Annotated in this window: 15 protein-coding genes; 3 read left to right on the top strand and 12 right to left on the bottom strand. The window is 72.2% G+C overall.

Translation table 11 applies throughout. The annotated features are described in order from the left end of the window. Positions 1–50: 50 nt before the first annotated feature. Positions 51–824 (bottom strand): lysophospholipid acyltransferase family protein, encoded by a 774-nt coding sequence (locus tag EEW87_RS01575; RefSeq protein ID WP_068273835.1) that lies wholly within the window; start codon positions 822–824, stop codon positions 51–53. An 80-nt stretch (positions 825–904) separates the two neighbouring features. Between EEW87_RS01575 and valS the strand changes: the two genes are divergently transcribed. Genes valS through EEW87_RS01560 form a run of 3 tightly spaced genes read left to right on the top strand, consistent with a single transcriptional unit; the run spans position 905 to position 5,719 of the window. Then, on the top strand, positions 905–3,547 hold the full coding sequence (gene valS / locus EEW87_RS01570; RefSeq protein ID WP_123090943.1) for a valine--tRNA ligase: 2,643 nt from the start codon (positions 905–907) through the stop codon (positions 3,545–3,547). A gap of 31 nt (positions 3,548–3,578) precedes the next feature. Next, a complete protein-coding gene (locus tag EEW87_RS01565; protein ID WP_068273829.1) occupies positions 3,579–4,319 on the top strand; it encodes a type II CAAX endopeptidase family protein in 741 nt (246 codons plus the stop codon). Beyond that, positions 4,316–5,719 carry a tryptophan-rich sensory protein gene (locus EEW87_RS01560; protein ID WP_123090944.1) on the top strand — a complete coding sequence of 468 codons (1,404 nt, stop codon included), beginning with the start codon at positions 4,316–4,318 and terminating at the stop codon, positions 5,717–5,719. The genes EEW87_RS01565 and EEW87_RS01560 overlap by 4 nt, the downstream gene beginning before the upstream one ends. Positions 5,720–5,863: 144 nt before the next feature. Here the strand turns inward: EEW87_RS01560 and EEW87_RS01555 are convergent, their stop codons facing one another. From EEW87_RS01555 to EEW87_RS01510, 11 genes are all read right to left on the bottom strand, one after another. Further along, positions 5,864–6,601: a hypothetical protein gene (locus EEW87_RS01555; RefSeq protein ID WP_123090945.1), complete on the bottom strand. Its 738-nt coding sequence runs from the start codon at positions 6,599–6,601 to the stop codon at positions 5,864–5,866. A 76-nt stretch (positions 6,602–6,677) separates the two neighbouring features. Then, positions 6,678–8,054 (bottom strand): FAD-binding oxidoreductase, encoded by a 1,377-nt coding sequence (locus EEW87_RS01550; RefSeq protein WP_123090946.1) that lies wholly within the window; start codon positions 8,052–8,054, stop codon positions 6,678–6,680. A gap of 10 nt (positions 8,055–8,064) precedes the next feature. Further along, positions 8,065–9,354: an ATP-dependent Clp protease ATP-binding subunit ClpX gene (gene clpX, locus EEW87_RS01545; RefSeq protein WP_068273821.1), complete on the bottom strand. Its 1,290-nt coding sequence runs from the start codon at positions 9,352–9,354 to the stop codon at positions 8,065–8,067. Positions 9,355–9,482: 128 nt separating this feature from the next. Next, positions 9,483–9,923, bottom strand: a complete 441-nt coding sequence (locus tag EEW87_RS01540) for a hypothetical protein (RefSeq protein ID WP_123090947.1) — start codon at positions 9,921–9,923, stop codon at positions 9,483–9,485. A gap of 99 nt (positions 9,924–10,022) precedes the next feature. Continuing rightward, on the bottom strand, positions 10,023–10,697 hold the full coding sequence (locus tag EEW87_RS01535; RefSeq protein WP_068273819.1) for an ATP-dependent Clp protease proteolytic subunit: 675 nt from the start codon (positions 10,695–10,697) through the stop codon (positions 10,023–10,025). 27 nt (positions 10,698–10,724) lie between these two features. Further along, complete coding sequence (locus EEW87_RS01530) at positions 10,725–11,351, bottom strand: ATP-dependent Clp protease proteolytic subunit (protein WP_068273817.1); 627 nt, start codon at positions 11,349–11,351, stop codon at positions 10,725–10,727. 129 nt (positions 11,352–11,480) lie between these two features. Continuing rightward, positions 11,481–11,609: a hypothetical protein gene (locus EEW87_RS17115; protein ID WP_263596795.1), complete on the bottom strand. Its 129-nt coding sequence runs from the start codon at positions 11,607–11,609 to the stop codon at positions 11,481–11,483. A gap of 38 nt (positions 11,610–11,647) precedes the next feature. Then, on the bottom strand, positions 11,648–11,863 hold the full coding sequence (locus tag EEW87_RS16785; protein WP_191563938.1) for a hypothetical protein: 216 nt from the start codon (positions 11,861–11,863) through the stop codon (positions 11,648–11,650). Between the two features lie 82 nt (positions 11,864–11,945). Then, positions 11,946–14,210, bottom strand: a complete 2,265-nt coding sequence (treS, locus tag EEW87_RS01520) for a maltose alpha-D-glucosyltransferase (protein ID WP_123090948.1) — start codon at positions 14,208–14,210, stop codon at positions 11,946–11,948. A 50-nt stretch (positions 14,211–14,260) separates the two neighbouring features. After that, positions 14,261–14,869: a response regulator transcription factor gene (locus EEW87_RS01515; RefSeq protein ID WP_068273811.1), complete on the bottom strand. Its 609-nt coding sequence runs from the start codon at positions 14,867–14,869 to the stop codon at positions 14,261–14,263. Continuing rightward, positions 14,866–15,957 (bottom strand): ATP-binding protein, encoded by a 1,092-nt coding sequence (locus EEW87_RS01510; protein WP_123090949.1) that lies wholly within the window; start codon positions 15,955–15,957, stop codon positions 14,866–14,868. The genes EEW87_RS01515 and EEW87_RS01510 overlap by 4 nt, the downstream gene beginning before the upstream one ends. Positions 15,958–15,981: the final 24 nt, after the last annotated feature.

Raw genomic sequence — 15,981 nt, 5'->3', positions numbered from 1 at the left:
CCACCCACGACCCAGCCACCTCACGACCCAGCCCTGCGGGGGCGAAGGGGTCAGCCGGTGAACTCGTCGCGGGTGCGGCTCATGTCGGAGAAGTCCTTCGAGTACGCGGCCTCGTAGGTCGGGGCGGTGCCGCCGAGGCGGGCGGGGAGGAAGCGCAGGTCGTCGCCGGTGAGCTCGGGGTAGCCCGCGATCGTCTCGTCGAGGAGGCGCTTCATGATCTCGCGCAGCTCCTCGGTCTTGGCCGTGACGTCGTCGTCGGGACCGACGTGCAGCGGCTCGCCGATCGTCACGTGGATCGGGGTCTTCGTGCGCCCGATGCGGCGGGGCGCGTCCTTGGTCCAGATCCGGTGCGAGCCCCAGACGATCGTCGGGAGCACGGGGACGCCGGCCTCCTGGGCCATGCGCACCGCGCCCTTCTTCAGCTCCTTGATCTCGAAGCTGCGCGACATCGTCGCCTCGGGGTAGACGCCGACGACCTCCCCGCTGCGCAGGGCCTCGACGGCCAGGCGGTAGGACTCGGTGCCCGCGCGCCGGTCGACGGGGATGTGCTTGCACCCGCGCATGATCTTGCCGGCCTGGGGGTGCCCGAAGATCGACTTCTTGGCCATGAAGCGCACGAAGCGGTGCTGCTTGCGCGCGGCGACACCGGCGAAGAGGAAGTCGACGTAGGACGTGTGGTTGACCGCCATGACGGCGCCGCCATGACGGGGCACGTTGTGCCGGCCGCGGTAGCGCAGCTGGTAGCCCAGGGCGAGGAAGGTCGGCCGGCCGACGGCGATGATCGTGCGGTACGTCGGCTCTGCCGAGAAGCGCGGGGGCGTCATGCGCCCAGCCTACGACGGCACCCTCGACAGGGCCCGGGTCGATTGGGTCGCGAGGTCGCCGTGATGGGAGGATCGGGCCCATGACGAACGCCCCCACCACCCCTTCGCCGATCCCCGATCGACCGTCCCTGGACGGCCTCGAGGACAAGTGGGCGCAGGTATGGCGCGAGGAGCGCACCTACGCCTTCGGCGGCACCGCCGACCGCTCGAAGGTCTTCTCCATCGACACCCCGCCGCCGACCGCCTCCGGCTCGCTGCACATGGGGCACGTCTTCAGCTACACCCACACCGACTGCATGGCCCGCTACAAGCGGATGGCCGGCTTCGACGTCTTCTACCCGATCGGCTGGGACGACAACGGCCTGCCGACCGAGAAGCGCGTCCAGAACTTCTACGGCGTGCGCGGCGACGCGACCCTGCCCTACGAGCCCGGGTACGTGCCCCCCTTCGCCGGGGACACCAAGAGCATCAAGGCCGCCGACCAGCAGCCGATCAGCCGGCAGAACTTCATCGAGCTGTGCGACGAGCTGACGGTCAAGGACGAGGAGGCCTTCGAGTCCCTCTTCCGCCGGCTCGGCTTCAGCCTCGACTGGGACATCCAGTACCGCACCATCGACGACCGCTCCCGCGCGACCGCGCAGCAGGCCTTCCTGCGCCAGCTCGCCCGCGGCGAGGCCTACACGGCCGAGGCGCCGGGGCTGTGGGACGTCACCTTCCAGACCGCCGTCGCCCAGGCCGAGCTCGAGGCGCGCGACTACCCGGGGGCGTACCACCGCGTCGCCTTCCACCGCGTCGCCGCGGACGGCACGACCGGCGAGCCGGTGCACATCGAGACCACCCGCCCCGAGCTGCTCCCCGCGTGCGTCGCGCTCGTCGCGCACCCCGACGACGAGCGCTACCAGGGCCTCTTCGGCACGAGCGTGACCTCCCCGGTCTTCGGCGTCGAGATCCCCGTCGTCGCCCACCCGGCCGCCGAGATGGACAAGGGCGCGGGCATCGCGATGTGCTGCACCTTCGGTGACCTCACCGACGTCATCTGGTGGCGCGAGCTGCGCCTGCCGACCCGCTCGGTCATCACCCGCGCGGGCCGCGTGCAGGCCGAGGTCCCCGCATGGGTCGCCGACGCGAAGGGGGACCGCGGCACCGAGGTCTTCGAGGAGATGGCGGGCAAGACCGTGCACTCCGCCCGCGAGGTGGTCGTCGAGGCGCTGCGCGCGTCCGGCGACCTCGACGGCGAGCCGCAGAAGACCCAGCGCAAGGCCAACTTCTACGAGCGGGGCGAGAAGCCGCTCGAGATCGTCACGAGCCGTCAGTGGTACATCCGCAACGGCGGGCGCGACGTCGAGCTCAACGAGGCGCTGCAGGCGCGCGGCGACGAGATCGACTTCCACCCCTCCTTCATGCGCTCGCGCTACAAGAACTGGGTGGCCGGGCTCAACGGCGACTGGCTCGTGAGCCGTCAGCGCTTCTTCGGGGTGCCGATCCCCGTCTGGTACCGCCTCGACGCCTCCGGCGAGCCCGACTACGACGCCCCGATCGCCCCGGCCGAGGACACCCTGCCCGTCGACCCCGCCGCGCAGACGCCGCCGGGGTACACCGAGGACCAGCGCGACCAGCCCGGCGGCTTCACCGGCGACCCCGACGTCATGGACACGTGGGCGACGAGCTCGCTCACCCCGCAGATCGCCGGCGACTGGCGCGGCGCCGAGGCCGGGACGAGCGACCTCTTCGGCAAGGTCTTCCCCATGGACGTGCGCCCGCAGGGGCACGACATCATCCGTACCTGGCTCTTCGCGACCGTCGTGCGCTCGCACTTCGAGCACGGCAGCGTGCCGTGGACCGACGCCGCGATCAGCGGCTGGATCCTCGACCCCGAGCGCAAGAAGATGAGCAAGAGCAAGGGCAACGTCGTCACCCCCGAGGACGTCGTCGTCGAGCACTCCGCCGACGCGGTGCGCTACTGGGCTGCGAGCGGGCGTCTGGGCACCGACGCGGCGTACGACACGGGTCAGATGAAGGTCGGCCGGCGCCTGGCGATCAAGCTGCTCAACGCGAGCAAGTTCGCCCTCGGCTTCGGCGAGCCCGAGCTCGAGCCCCGTCAGGGTCTGGCCTCGGTCATCACCGAGCCGCTCGACCGCTCGATGATCGCCGCGCTCGCCCACGTCGTGCGCGACGCGACCGCCGGCTTCGAGGGCTGGGACTACACCCGCTCGCTCGACGTCACCGAGACCTTCTTCTGGACCTTCTGCGACGACTACATCGAGCTCGTCAAGGACCGTGCCCACGCCGGTGACCCCTCCGCCCGCGCCGCCCTGCGGCTCGCGCTGTCGGTGCTCCTGCGCCTGCTCGCCCCCTTCCTGCCCTACGCGACCGAGGAGGTCTGGTCGTGGTGGCAGCAGGGCTCGGTCCACCGCTCGACGTGGCCGCTCGTCGACGAGCTCGCCCTGGGCCAGCCCGGCGACCCCGAGGTCCTCGCGGCCGTCGGCGCGGCCCTGAGCCAGGTGCGCAAGGCCAAGTCCGACGCGAAGGTCGGCATGCGCTCCGAGATCACCTCGGCGACGCTGCAGACCCCCGCCGCCCTCGCCCCGCTCGTGCAGCAGGGCGAGCCGGACCTGCGCACCGCCGGACGTCTCACCGGCACGCTCGACTACGCCGAGGGCGAGGCCGTCGCCCTCGTCGACGTCGAGCTCGTCCCCTTCGTCAAGCCCCCCAAGCAGACCTGACCCCCGACCGCCCCCGAGGCAGGAGCGACCCGTGATCAACCCCGTGACCGAGGTCTCGAAGTTCCTCCATGCCGCGCTGCTCACCCCCGTGGAGCGCGACCACGCCGAGTCCGACGCCGCCTTCCGCCGGCGCCGCGTCGTCGCCGTCATCACGCTCGCCCTGGGGGCGGTCCTGCTCGCGTCCGCGCTGCGGATCGAGCCCGGCGACCCGCTCTTCTACGGGGCGACGCTCGCGCTCGCCGCGGTGTGGACGATCGGCGCCTTCGCCTCGGGCCGGCTGTGGCTCGGGCGCGGGCACACCCGGGCGGGGACGACGGCCCGCCCGGTGGTCCAGTCCTTCTCGCTCGGGCTGCTGCTGCTCGCGATCTTCCTCGCCGGCGGCTTCGTCGTCGCCGGGATCCCCGCTCTGTCCGAGCCGGTCCGTGGCCTGCTCGCGCACGCGACGGTCGGCTCGCTGCCGGTCGTCGCGGCGATCACCGCCGTCAACGGCATCGCCGAGGAGCTGTACTTCCGCGGAGCCCTCTACTCCGCCGCGGGGCGGCGGCACGCCGTCGCCATCACCGCGGTGATCTACACGCTGGTCTCCTTGGCCAGCGGCATCGCCCTGCTCGCGCTCGCGGGACTGGCCGTCGGCGTCGTCACGGGGCTGCAGCGCCGTGTCACCGGCGGTGTGCTCGGCCCCATCATCACCCACCTCACGTGGTCGCTCGGCATGCTCTTCCTCCTCCCGCCGACCCTCGACCTCTCCTCGTCGATCGGACTCTTCTCATGAGCACCACCACCGCTGCGCCCGGCACCGTCCTCATGACCGGCTCGACCGGCTACGTCGGGTCCAACCTGCTGCCCGAGCTGCTCGACCGCGGGTGGCGCGTGCGGGTCCTCACCCGCTCCGCCGCGCGCCTGCCCAGGGAGTGGGCCGACCGGGTCGACGTCGTCGAGGGTGACGCGACCGACCGCGAGAGCGTCGCGCGTGCGCTCGAGGGCGTCGACGTCGCGTACTACCTGCTGCACTCGATGGACGGCGAGGGCGACTTCATCGAGCGAGACCGCGAGATGGCCCAGCTCTTCAGCGACGAGGCCGCGGCGGCCGGCGTCGGGCGCATCGTCTACCTCGGCGGGCTGCACCCCGACGGCGAGCTCTCGCCCCACCTGCGCTCGCGGGTCGAGGTCGGCGAGATCTTCCTCGACAGCCCCACGCCCAGCGTCGTGCTCCAGGCCGGCATCGTCCTCGGGGACGGGTCCGCGAGCTTCCAGATGCTGCGCCACCTCACCGAGCGGCTGCCGGCGATGATCACCCCGAAGTGGGCGCTCAACACGATCCAGCCCATCGGCATCGTCGACGTCGTCTACTTCCTCGCCTCGGCCGCCGGGCTCGAGGGCGACGTCAACCGCAGCTTCGACCTCGGCGGGCCGGACGTGCTCACCTACGCCGAGATGATGAAGCGCTACGCCGAGGTCGCCGGGCTCGTCCCCCGCGTCATCGTCACCGTCCCCGTCCTCACCCCGTCGCTCGCGAGCCACTGGATCGGGCTCGTCACCCCCGTCAAGGCCGGCATCGCCCGCCCGCTCATCGGCAGCCTCGTCCACGACGCCGTCTGCCACGAGCAGGACCTCCTCGAGCTCGTCGGCCCGCCCCCCGGCGGTCGGACCGGGTACACCGACGCCCTCAAGGCCGCCATGGAGGGCTACGACCCGCTGCGCTGGCGCCGTTCGCTCCAGGTCGCCGGTCTGGCCACCGCTGCGACCGCGGTCGTCGGGAGCCTCGCGACCGACCCCGGCTCGCGGTGGTACCGCCGTCTCGACACCCCCGGCTGGCAGCCGCCGGCCATCGCCTTCCCCGTCGTGTGGACGGCGCTGTACACCGGCATCGCGCTGAGCAGCGCGGCGACGCTCGCCGAGACCGAGGACGACCCCAAGGCGGCGAAGGGGTACGCGGCCACCCTCGCGGCGAACCTCGCCCTCAACGCGGGGTGGAGCGCGCTCTTCTTCAAGGGGCACCGTCCCGGTCTCGCCGCGATCGACTCCGCAGCGCTGGCGGCGACCGCCGCCGAGCTCACCCGCCGGGCCCGCCCCCACGGGCGGCTGCGCACCGCCGCACTCGGCACATACACGGGCTGGTGCACCTTCGCCACCGCCCTCACCGTCGCGATCTGGCGCCGCAACCGCCGCTGACCCGCCCCTCCCCTTCGCCGGGGTCGCCACCCCCTTCGCCGGGCTGCCGCCCCCTTCGCCCTCGCCTGCCCACCCGGCTACCACGCCGTACTGGTGGTGATCACGACCACTACGGCGTGGTAGCCGGCGTCAGGCGGGGTCGGGTCAGCGCACGGGCTCGCTGCGCACCGCGTCGGGGGCCGGCGCCGTCCCTGCCACGAGACGGGGCACGGGGACCCGGCGAGGGTCGAAGGCGGGGCGCGACCCGGCTCGGGCCGGACGCTCCCCCGTCGGGCGCACGAGCAGCCACGCACGGTCCCAGCCACCCAGGCCCAGCCGGGCCTCGACGACCTCGGTGACGGTCACCTGGCGCACGTGCCCCGACGCCGGCTCGTAGACGTCGACGACGTCGTCGAGCTGGCCGGGCAGCACGAGCGTCACGTGGCGCGGCAGCATGTCCGAGCCGACGTAGAGCAGGGCGGGCTCGCCCTCGTCGACGACCCGGTGCAGACGCTCGAAGGCCGCCCGCAGCCCGTCGTCGCCGAGCGGGCGCAGGACGTCGACCTCGTAGCGGGTGCCGACCCGGCTCGCACCGGCCTCGAGCTCGGCCCGCGCGCCCCACGGCGGGGTGCCGAGCGCGCGCGGCCACGGCGGCCGGAGCCCGGCGCGCGAGACCTTGAGCCCGTTGGTGCGGCGGTGCACGGTGCGCTCGTAGCTCGCGAAGCGCTCGACGGGCGTCGAGCCCTCGGCCCCGAGGACCGGCAGGCCGCTGCCCGTCGTCACCCACCGGGCGAAGGGGTCGTCGACGAGCATCCGCGCGACCGTGAGGCAGGCCGCGCCGCACGTCACCGGTGACTGCTGGGTCGGGCCGGTGTCACCGGCCCGCAGGAGGTACGCGCTCACGCCTCCATCCAACCGCGAGAGCGGGGCGCACGCCACACCCCTGGGCGGGCCTGCACGCCCGGACGAACGAGGCCGGCTAGAGCAGGACGCCGGGGTTGAGCAGACCGAGCGGGTCGAGGGCGTCCTTGACCCGCCGGCTCGCGGTCATGACCTCCGGGCCGAGCTGCGTCGGCAGGGCGTCGCGCTTGAGCCGGCCGATGCCGTGCTCGCCGGTGATCGTGCCGCCGATCTCGACGGCCGCGGCCATGACGTCGACGAAGGCGGCCTGCGCCTTCGCCTCGCCGTCCGGGTCGTCGGTGTCGACGACGATGATCGGGTGGGTGTTGCCGTCGCCGGCGTGGGCGACGACGGGGATGGCGACCCCGTGCCGGGCGGCGACCGCCTCGATCCGGGCGAGCAGGTCGGGCAGCAGCGGCACCGCCGCGCCGACGTCCTCGAGCAGCACCCGCCCGCGCTGCTCGAGCGCCGGCAGCGCGAGACGGCGGGCCTGGATGAAGAGCTCGCCCTCGTCGACGTCGTCGGTGGAGAAGACCTCGAGGGCCCCCGCCGCCTCGAACGCGCGCTCGACGAGCTGGACCTCGGCGGCCCGGGCGGCGCCCGGCGCGTCGGACTGCGCGAGGAGCAGCGCCCCTGCGTCGCGGTCCAGACCCATCGGGGCGTAGTCCTCGACGGCGTTGATCGCGGCCTGGTCGAGCAGCTCGAGCATCGAGGGCTGCACGTCACGACCGACCCGCACGACGGCGTCGGCGGCCGCCGCGACGGTCGGGAAGGTCGCGACGAGGGTGGCGGCCGGCCGCTGCGCCGGCACGAGGCGCAGGGTGGCCGAGGTGATGATGCCCAGGGTCCCCTCGCTGCCGACGAAGAGCGGCATGAGCGACAGGCCGGCGACGTCCTTGACGTGACGCCCGCCCAGACGCAGCACCGTGCCGTCGGCGAGGACGACCTCGAGCCCGAGGACGTAGTCGGCGGTGACGCCGTACTTGACGCAGCACAGACCCCCGGCGTTCGTCGCGAGGTTGCCCCCGATGGAGCAGATCTGGACCGAGCTGGGGTCGGGCGGGTACCACAGGCCGTGCTCCGCCACGGCGGCCTTGACCTCGGCGTTGAGCAGACCGGGCTGGACGACGACGGTGCGGCTCGCCGGGTCGACCTCGACGGCGCGCATGCGCTCGGTCGACAGGGTGATCGCCCCGGACTGCCCCGACGCGCCACCCGACAGCCCCGTCCCCGCACCTCGCGGGACGACGGCGACGCGGTGCTCGGTGGCCCACCGCATCGTCGTCACGACGTGGTCGGTGGACTCCGCGCGCACGCACGCCAGGGGCAGCTGCGCGGTGGGGTCGTTCGCCCCGTCGTGGCGGTACTTCTCGAGCGTCTCCGCGCGGGTGGCCACGACCCCCTCGGGCAGCGCGGCGACGAGCCGCTCGAGGGCCTCGGGCGAGAGTGCGCTCACGTCGACCTGCTCAGGCCGAGCGCTTCTGCTTCGGCTTGCGCTTGGTCTCCTGCTCGTGGCGCACGATGGTCGGCAGCACGTTGTCGAGGACGACCTCGCGGGTGACGACGACCTGCTTGATGCCCTCGTCGCTCGGGACGTCGAACATCACCGGCAGGAGGACCTCCTCCATGATCGCGCGTAGACCGCGCGCGCCGGTGCCGCGAGCGAGCGCCTGGTCGGCGATGGCCTCGACTGCGTCGTCGGTGAACTCGAGCTCGACGTCGTCGAGCGCGAACATCTTCCGGTACTGCTTGACGAGGGCGTTGCGCGGCTCGGTGAGGATCTTCGTCAGCGCGTCCTGGTCGAGCGGCGAGACCGTCGTGATGACCGGCAGACGACCGATGAACTCGGGGATGAGCCCGAACTTCATGAGGTCCTCGGGCATGACGTCGACGATGGAGTCGGCGAGATCGGTCGGCGTGTGCAGCTCGGAGCCGAAGCCCAGGCCCTTCTTGCCGCTGCGCGACTCGATGAGCTTCTCCAGCCCGGCGAAGGCCCCACCGACGATGAAGAGCACGTTCGTCGTGTCGATCTGGATGAACTCCTGGTGCGGGTGCTTGCGCCCGCCCTGCGGCGGCACGGAGGCCGTCGTCCCCTCGAGGATCTTCAGCAGGGCCTGCTGCACCCCTTCGCCCGAGACGTCACGGGTGATCGAGGGGTTCTCGCTCTTGCGGGCGATCTTGTCGACCTCGTCGATGTAGATGATCCCCTGCTCGGCCTTCTTGACGTCGTAGTCCGCGGCCTGGATGAGCTTGAGCAGGATGTTCTCGACGTCCTCGCCGACGTAGCCGGCCTCGGTGAGCGCCGTCGCGTCGGCGATGGCGAAGGGGACGTCGAGCATCTTCGCGAGGGTCTGGGCGAGGTAGGTCTTGCCGCAGCCGGTGGGACCGATGAGCAGGATGTTGGACTTGGCGATGTCCACGTGCTCCTCGTCGCGCTTGCCGGCGGTGCTCGCGGCCTCCTGGGCCTGGACCCGCTTGTAGTGGTTGTAGACGGCGACGGCGAGCGACTTCTTCGCGCCCTCCTGGCCGATGATGAACTTCTGCAGGAAGTCGAAGATCTCACGCGGCTTGGGCAGCTCGTCAAAGCCGAGGTTGCTGCCCTCGGACAGCTCCTCCTCGATGATCTCGTTGCACAGGTCGATGCACTCGTCGCAGATGTACACCCCGGGACCCGCGATGAGCTTCTTGACCTGCTTCTGGGACTTGCCGCAGAAGGAGCACTTGAGGAGGTCTCCGCTCTCTCCGACTCGTGCCACGTCCAGATCCTCTCGCTCGCCCGGTGCCGCCGGTCGCCGCCGGCCGACGTGCCCGACGGTACCCGTCGGCTCGTCGCTGTCCTGCTATTGGACACCGCGTGTGGGGGGCGCGTCGCGCCTGTCCGCTGTCAGCGCAACGCGGTGAGGGCGACCGATCCGGTGACCGCGAGGACGAGCGAAGGGGTGGCCCGTCGCGTCCCGCTGCACAGCGTCGTCATGAGTGCGCCGCGTGCGTCCTCCTGCGCGTAGAGGAGATATGTCCGGCCCCTCATGAGGCGCACGCCGCACCCGTCCGAGACGGTGTAGGCGCGGACGGTGGCAGTCCGCGAGACGTCGCCGCCGACGCGCTGGTCCACGTCGAGCCGGTAGTACGCGTAGCCCGCCCCGCCGCCGCCGGGTAGTGCCACGTCGGTGACGGTGACGACGGCGAGGACATCGGCGCGCTCGGCCTGCTGCTGAGGGGTCCCGCGCACGCACGAGCAGGTCTGGGAGCACGGGGCAGCACGGGCGGTCGGCGTGCTGCCGAGGACGCCGAGACCCACGAGCACGGACGCGAGGAGGAGCCTCATCCCCCTTCGACGTCCCGACGATCCCCCCGGTTCCCTCCCCCGGGCACGACGACGGCCGCCGTCCCCGTGGGGGGCGGCGGCCGTCGGCGGCGGTCCTGCTCAGTCCTCGAGCGAGGCCTTGCGCGGGGTGAGCACGAGGTCGATGAGCCCGTAGTCCTTGGCCTCGGCGGCCGAGAGGATCTTGTCGCGCTCGATGTCCTCGCGGACCTGCTCGGGGGTCTTGCCCGAGTGCTTGGCCCAGGTCTCCTCGAGCCACTCGCGCATGCGCAGCACCTCGTTGGCCTGGATCTCCAGGTCGGAGGCCTGACCGCCCGCCCCACCGGCGAGAGCCGGCTGGTGGATGAGGATGCGCGAGTTCGGCAGGGCGAAGCGCTTGCCCGGGGCGCCGGCGGCGAGGAGCACCGCGGCGGCCGAGGCGGCCTGGCCGATGACGAAGGTCTGGATGTCAGGACGGATGTACTGCATCGTGTCGTAGATCGCCGTCATGGCGGTGAAGGAGCCGCCCGGGCTGTTGATGTACATGAGGATGTCGCGCTCGGGCTCCATCGACTCGAGCACGAGCAGCTGGGCGATGATGTCGTCCGCGCTGGCGTCGTCCACCTGCACCCCGAGGAAGATGATGCGGTCCTCGAAGAGCTTGGTGTACGGGTCCATCCGCTTCATGCCGTAGGAGGTGCGCTCCTCGAAGTTCGGCAGGATGTAGCGGCTCGACGGGCCGGGGCGCATCGGGGCGTCACCGGGCATGGACGTGCGGGCCTGGGGGTCGAAGTACATGTGTCTCTCTCCTGGTCTCTCGCGCGCTCAGTCGGTGACCGGGTTGTCGCTGCGCGGCCCGGCCTGCGCCGCGCTCTCGAAGACGTGGTCGATGAAGCCGTACTCCTTGGCCTCCTCGGCGGAGAACCACCGGTCGCGGTCGGAGTCCTTCTCGATCCGCTCGAGGTCCTGGCCCGTGTGCTGGGCGATGAGCTCGGCCATCTGCTTCTTGACGAAGAGCATCTGCTCGGCCTGGATCTTGATGTCGGACGCGGTGCCGCCGATGCCGCCCGAGGGCTGGTGCATCATGACCCGCGCGTGGGGGGTCGCGTAGCGCTTGCCCGGGGTGCCGGCCGACAGGAGGAACTGGCCCATCGACGCGGCCAGGCCCATGGCCACGGTCGCGACGTCGTTGGGGATCCACTTCATCGTGTCGAAGATGGCCATGCCGGCGGAGATCGAGCCGCCGGGGCTGTTGATGTACAGCCAGATGTCCTTCTCCGGGTCCTCCGCCGCGAGGAGCAGCATCTGGGCCGCGATGGCGTTCGCGTTGTCGTCGCGCACGTCCGACCCGAGGAAGATGATCCGCTCCTTGAGGAGCCGCTGGTAGATGTGGTCGTCGAGTCCGAGGCCGCCCTGGGGGCCTGCCGCGACGATCTCGCTGGGGTTGCTCACGCTCGCTCGCTCTCGTGTCGTGATGGCGTTGTCAGTGACCCTAACGTTGAAGGGTCCGGCGCTACTCCCGACCCATCTGCGTGTTCGCCGTGGGCGCAACCGGGCGCGAAGGGGGAGCCGCGCGCCCGCTCAGAGCACGAGGTTGAGCAGCACCGTGAGCAGGACCGACAGGAGCAGCGAGACGACGATCATCGTCAGGCATCCCGCGGCACCCCCGAGGGGGCGGACCTGGACGCGTCGGCGAGGGGGCTGGGTCATCACCTCACGCTAACGGCGGCGACGGGGGCTCGACCGTGTCAGCTGTCGTCGTCCTCGCCGCCGTCGTCGTCCTCGCCGTCGTCGCCGCCGTCCTGACCGTCGTCACCGTCGTCGCCCTCGTCCTGACCGTCGCCGCCGTCCTCCTCGGTCTGGCTCGACCCGGGCTCGTCCTCTCCCCCGAGCGGCAGCACGCAGGCGGAGAGACCGAGCGGGAGGGCGGCGGCGAGCAGGACGGCGGTGAGGGTGCGGCGCATGCACCCACCCTGGACGACGTGGATGAGACGGCGATGAGAGAGCGGCCCGCCGGGGCGGCCCGCCGGGGCGGTCCGCCCCGCCTCAGGAGCGCACGAGCAGCGCCAGCGCCGCGTGCGCCTCGAGCTCGACGTGGAAGCCGTGCAGCTGGTCGACCTCGCCGAAGGTCGACCCGTCGCCCATGTCCATGAGCCGGGCGCCGGGGACGAGGTGCTCGCTGATGACCGTGCCGGAGATCGGCTCGGCGGCGAAGTTGAGCACCGTCACCTGCATCTGCCCCTCGATGCTCTCGTAGTCGTGGACCATGACGAGCATCGCCGGGTGCGCGACGTCGGGCACGTCGACCTGGCTCGTCGTCGCGATCTGGAAGTACCCGCGCAGGTGGAGGATCTGCTTGAGCCGGTAGACGAAGGACGTCTCGTCCTCGAGCTGCTCGGGCAGGGTGCCGTAGAGCGAGCGGGCCCGGGGCATGCCGGACATCGAGCGCTGGGCGGAGGGGTCGACGCCGAGCAGGTCGTAGGCGCCGCGGTGGATCCAGCGGGTGTCTCCCCCGTCGAGCAGCGGCGCGACGTCCGGGTGGTCGGCGGGCAGCGGCAGCGCGCCGGTGAGGTCCCACCCGGAGAGGGCGAAGACGCCCGGCTGCAGCGCGTTGTAGCTCGCGAGGAGCAGGTGCGCCTGACGGATCCGGGCGACCTCCTCCTCGCCGATCGCCTCGAGGTCGGTGATGCCGAGCGACCCGGCGATGATCGACGCCGTCGTCGAGGCGATGCCGTTGGTCGTGAAGACCTGGTTGTATGGCGCGGCGTCACCGGTGAGCCGCTCCGTGAGCTCGCCGCGGATCGTCTCGGCGAGCACCTCGCCGCTCACCTGCTCGCCGCGGAAGGTGAACTCCTCCTCGCGGTGCTCGCTGGCGAAGTGGACGAGCTCGTAGGTCATCTCGTCGTGGTTCTGCAGCGCGTGGACGAGCCCGACCGCGTGGACGCCCCGAGCCATCGCCTCGCGCATCGTCAGCCGGAGGAACTCCGTGTCGGCCGTCGCGAGCGCGTGCTGGTAGGCGGGCCGGTTGACGAAGTCGTAGGACAGGTCGGCCCCGGCCTCGGAGGTCGTCGCGATGTCGTCGATCGAGAGGTTGAGCTCCTGGAAGGTGAAGCCGCCGATCTTGCGCACCATCGACCCGATGAGCTGGTTGGCCGCCTCGGACAGGGGGTGCCCCTCGGACCAGGCGGGCGAGCCCTCCGCGGACTTCTCGACCCCGAGGAAGCCGTTGGCGTCGAGCCGCAGACCCCCGGAACCGAGGTCGCCGAGGCTGTGCAGGGCGTCGCCCATGACCATGCGCATGCCGGCGAAGGTGGGGTCGAGCCAGTTGATCGAGGGCTGGCCCTCCTTGAAGTAGTGCAGGTAGACCCAGCGCCGCCGGATGCCGTCGGGACCGGTGACCGCCGAGGTCGCGCTCCAGTTCGTGTCCTTGACCCCGGGCACGTGGAAGATCACCCGCTGGAGCCGGCCGACGATGTAGCCCGCCTCCGACAGTGCGGCCTCGGCCTCCTCGTCGAGGTTGACCGAGTCGCGCCCCTCGGGCACGTCGGGCAGCAGGTGCCAGTCCTCCTCGGGCACGAGGACCATGTGGTAGATCCCGGGGTAGTCGTCGACCCCGAGCTCGGCGAGGCGGAAGTCGGCGCCCTTGCCGGTGTGCCCGGGCACGATGTCGTCGATGACCGTGCCGTCGTGCGCGGCGGCGGTGACGCACATCTCGCGGAACTCGTCCTCGGTGCCGAAGGCGGTGTCGATGTGGGTCGAGATGCGGTCGAAGTGCCCGTCGATGCTCGGCGTGGGGCTCCACCCGGAGATCCCGCCGGCCTGCTTGACCGGGCCCGTGTGCAGGCCGTGGATGCCGATGTCGGCGAAGGTGCGCCACAGCTCGTCGTCGCCGAGCGCGGCGAGGAAGGAGCGCCCGGGCGGGGTGATCATCGAGATCGGGTAGGCGGTGAACCACACCGACGCGGTCTGGACCGCGAGGCGCGGGTCCGGGGTGGCGTAGGGGTTCTGCCACATCGAGCCCACGGCCGAGAACTGCCGGGCGATGGCCTTCGCGTCGGCGAGCATCGACTGGTCGCGCAGCCACTCGACGTAGACGGGGTTGTCCCCGAGCGGCTCACCGGAGCGCAGCTCGGCCGGCGAGGGCGACCCCTGGGGCCGCAGCCGGCCCCGCGGACGAAGGGCGCGGGGTCGGGCGGGGTAGAAGACCTGGGCGAAGTTCGGCTCGTGAGGGTCCTGCTCGAGCAGGTCGGACTCCACGGCGGCCTCGAGGAGCTCGTCGTCAGGGGAGACGTCCGGCGAGATGTCGGTCATGACGCACAACCCTAGGGTCCGACCCGCCCGGATCGCACACCGCGCCGCACCTAGAGCCAGCCGTTGTCCTGGGCGACCCTCGCCGCCTCCATCCGGGTCGTCGTGCCCGTCTTGCCGATGGCCGAGGAGAGGTGGTTGCGCACCGTGCCCGGCGAGAGGTATACCTGCGCGGCGATGCTCGCGACCGGTGCGCCCGTGAGCGCCTCGCGCAGGACCTCCCGCTCGCGCGGGGAGAGCGGGTTCACCCCCTCGTAGAGCGACTCCGCGGCGAGCGTCGGGTCGATGACGCGCAGACCCGAGTGCACCCGGCGCACCGCCTCGGCGAGCTCGCTCGCCGGGGTGTCCTTGACGACGAAGCCCCGCGCACCGGCCTCGAGGGCCCGGCGCACGTAGCCGGCCCGCCCGAAGGTCGTCACGACGAGGGCCCGGCAGGACGGCTCCTCCCGGGAGAGCTGCTCGGCGACGTCGATGCCCGACATGCCGGGCATCTCGATGTCGAGCAGGGCGACCTCGGCCCCGGTGCGCCGCACCGCGGCGAGGACCTCGTCGCCGCGGCCGACCTCGCCGACGACGTCGATGTCGCGCTCGAGACCGAGCAGGGCCGCGAGGGCGCCCCGCACGAGGGCCTGGTCGTCGGCCAGCAGCACCTTGATGCTCACAGCGTCACCTCCACGCGCGTGCCCGGCTCGGCCGCCTCGACGACGACGCTCCCGCCGGACGGCTCGACCCGCTCGCGCAGCCCGCGCAGGCCGTTGCCCTCGCGTCCCGAGCGCGGCCCCCGCCCGTCGTCGACGACGACGAGGCGGTCCTCGCCCAGGGTGACGACGCACCCGGTGGCGCCGCTGTGGCGCACGACGTTCGTCGCGAGCTCGCGCAGCGCCCAGGCGAGGGTGATCCGGTGCCGCGGGTCGACCTCGGCCGGGTCGCCGTCGACGACGAGCGCGATGCCCGCGTCGGCCATCGCCCCGCGTGCCGAGTCGATCTCGTCCGCGAGGCGGGCGACGCGCAGCCCCGCCACGGTGGCCCGGATCTCGGCGAGCGACTGGCGCGCGATGGAGCGCAGCTCGGCGAGCTCGGCCTTGGCCCGCTCCGGGTCGACGTCGACGAGACGCTCGGCGAGCTCGGCCTTGACGGTGACGACGGTCAGCGAGTGGCCGAGGACGTCGTGCACGTCGCGGGCGACCCGCTCGCGCTCCTGGCTGATCGACAGGCGCTGCTCGGAGGCGCGCCGCCGCGACGAGCTGCGGTCGAGGCCGCCGACGAGGATGAGCGTCAGCGTGACCATCGGATAGACGAGGTAGACGAAGGCGAGCTGCTCGATGCCCACCTGGGACACGACGACCGAGGCGATGCCCAGGGCCAGGGCGAGCGCGACGAGGGCCTGCCAGGGCCGCAGGGCGATGCCGGCGAGGGCCAGGACGAAGGGGACGAGCCCGAGCGAGGCGATGCCGGCGGTGGGGATCGTCGCGAGGGTGAGGGCGACGAGGACCGCGAGGTAGGTCCACACGCTCCAGCTCGTGCCCTCGGGCCGGTCTTCCGCCCGCATCGCGTGGAGGTAGACGACGCAGAAGGCGAGGACGACGAGGATCCCCAGCGCGCGCCACGGCCACGGCGCGTCGTCCTGGACGATGGAGACGACCGGGAAGACGATGAAGACGAGCCAGACCGCGCCGAGCAGCCAGCCGAAGCGGGCCCAGGGGTCGCGCTCGACCTCCTCCCCCACCACGTCGCCGCGTCGTCGCTCCATGGGCCGCAGGCTAGCGCCGGGCAT

The sequence above is a fragment of the Janibacter melonis genome, from assembly GCF_003721155.3.
GTDB lineage: Bacteria > Actinomycetota > Actinomycetes > Actinomycetales > Dermatophilaceae > Marihabitans > Marihabitans melonis.
Note: the sequence above shows the minus strand (reverse complement) of the source record. Positions and strands in the feature narration are given on the sequence as shown.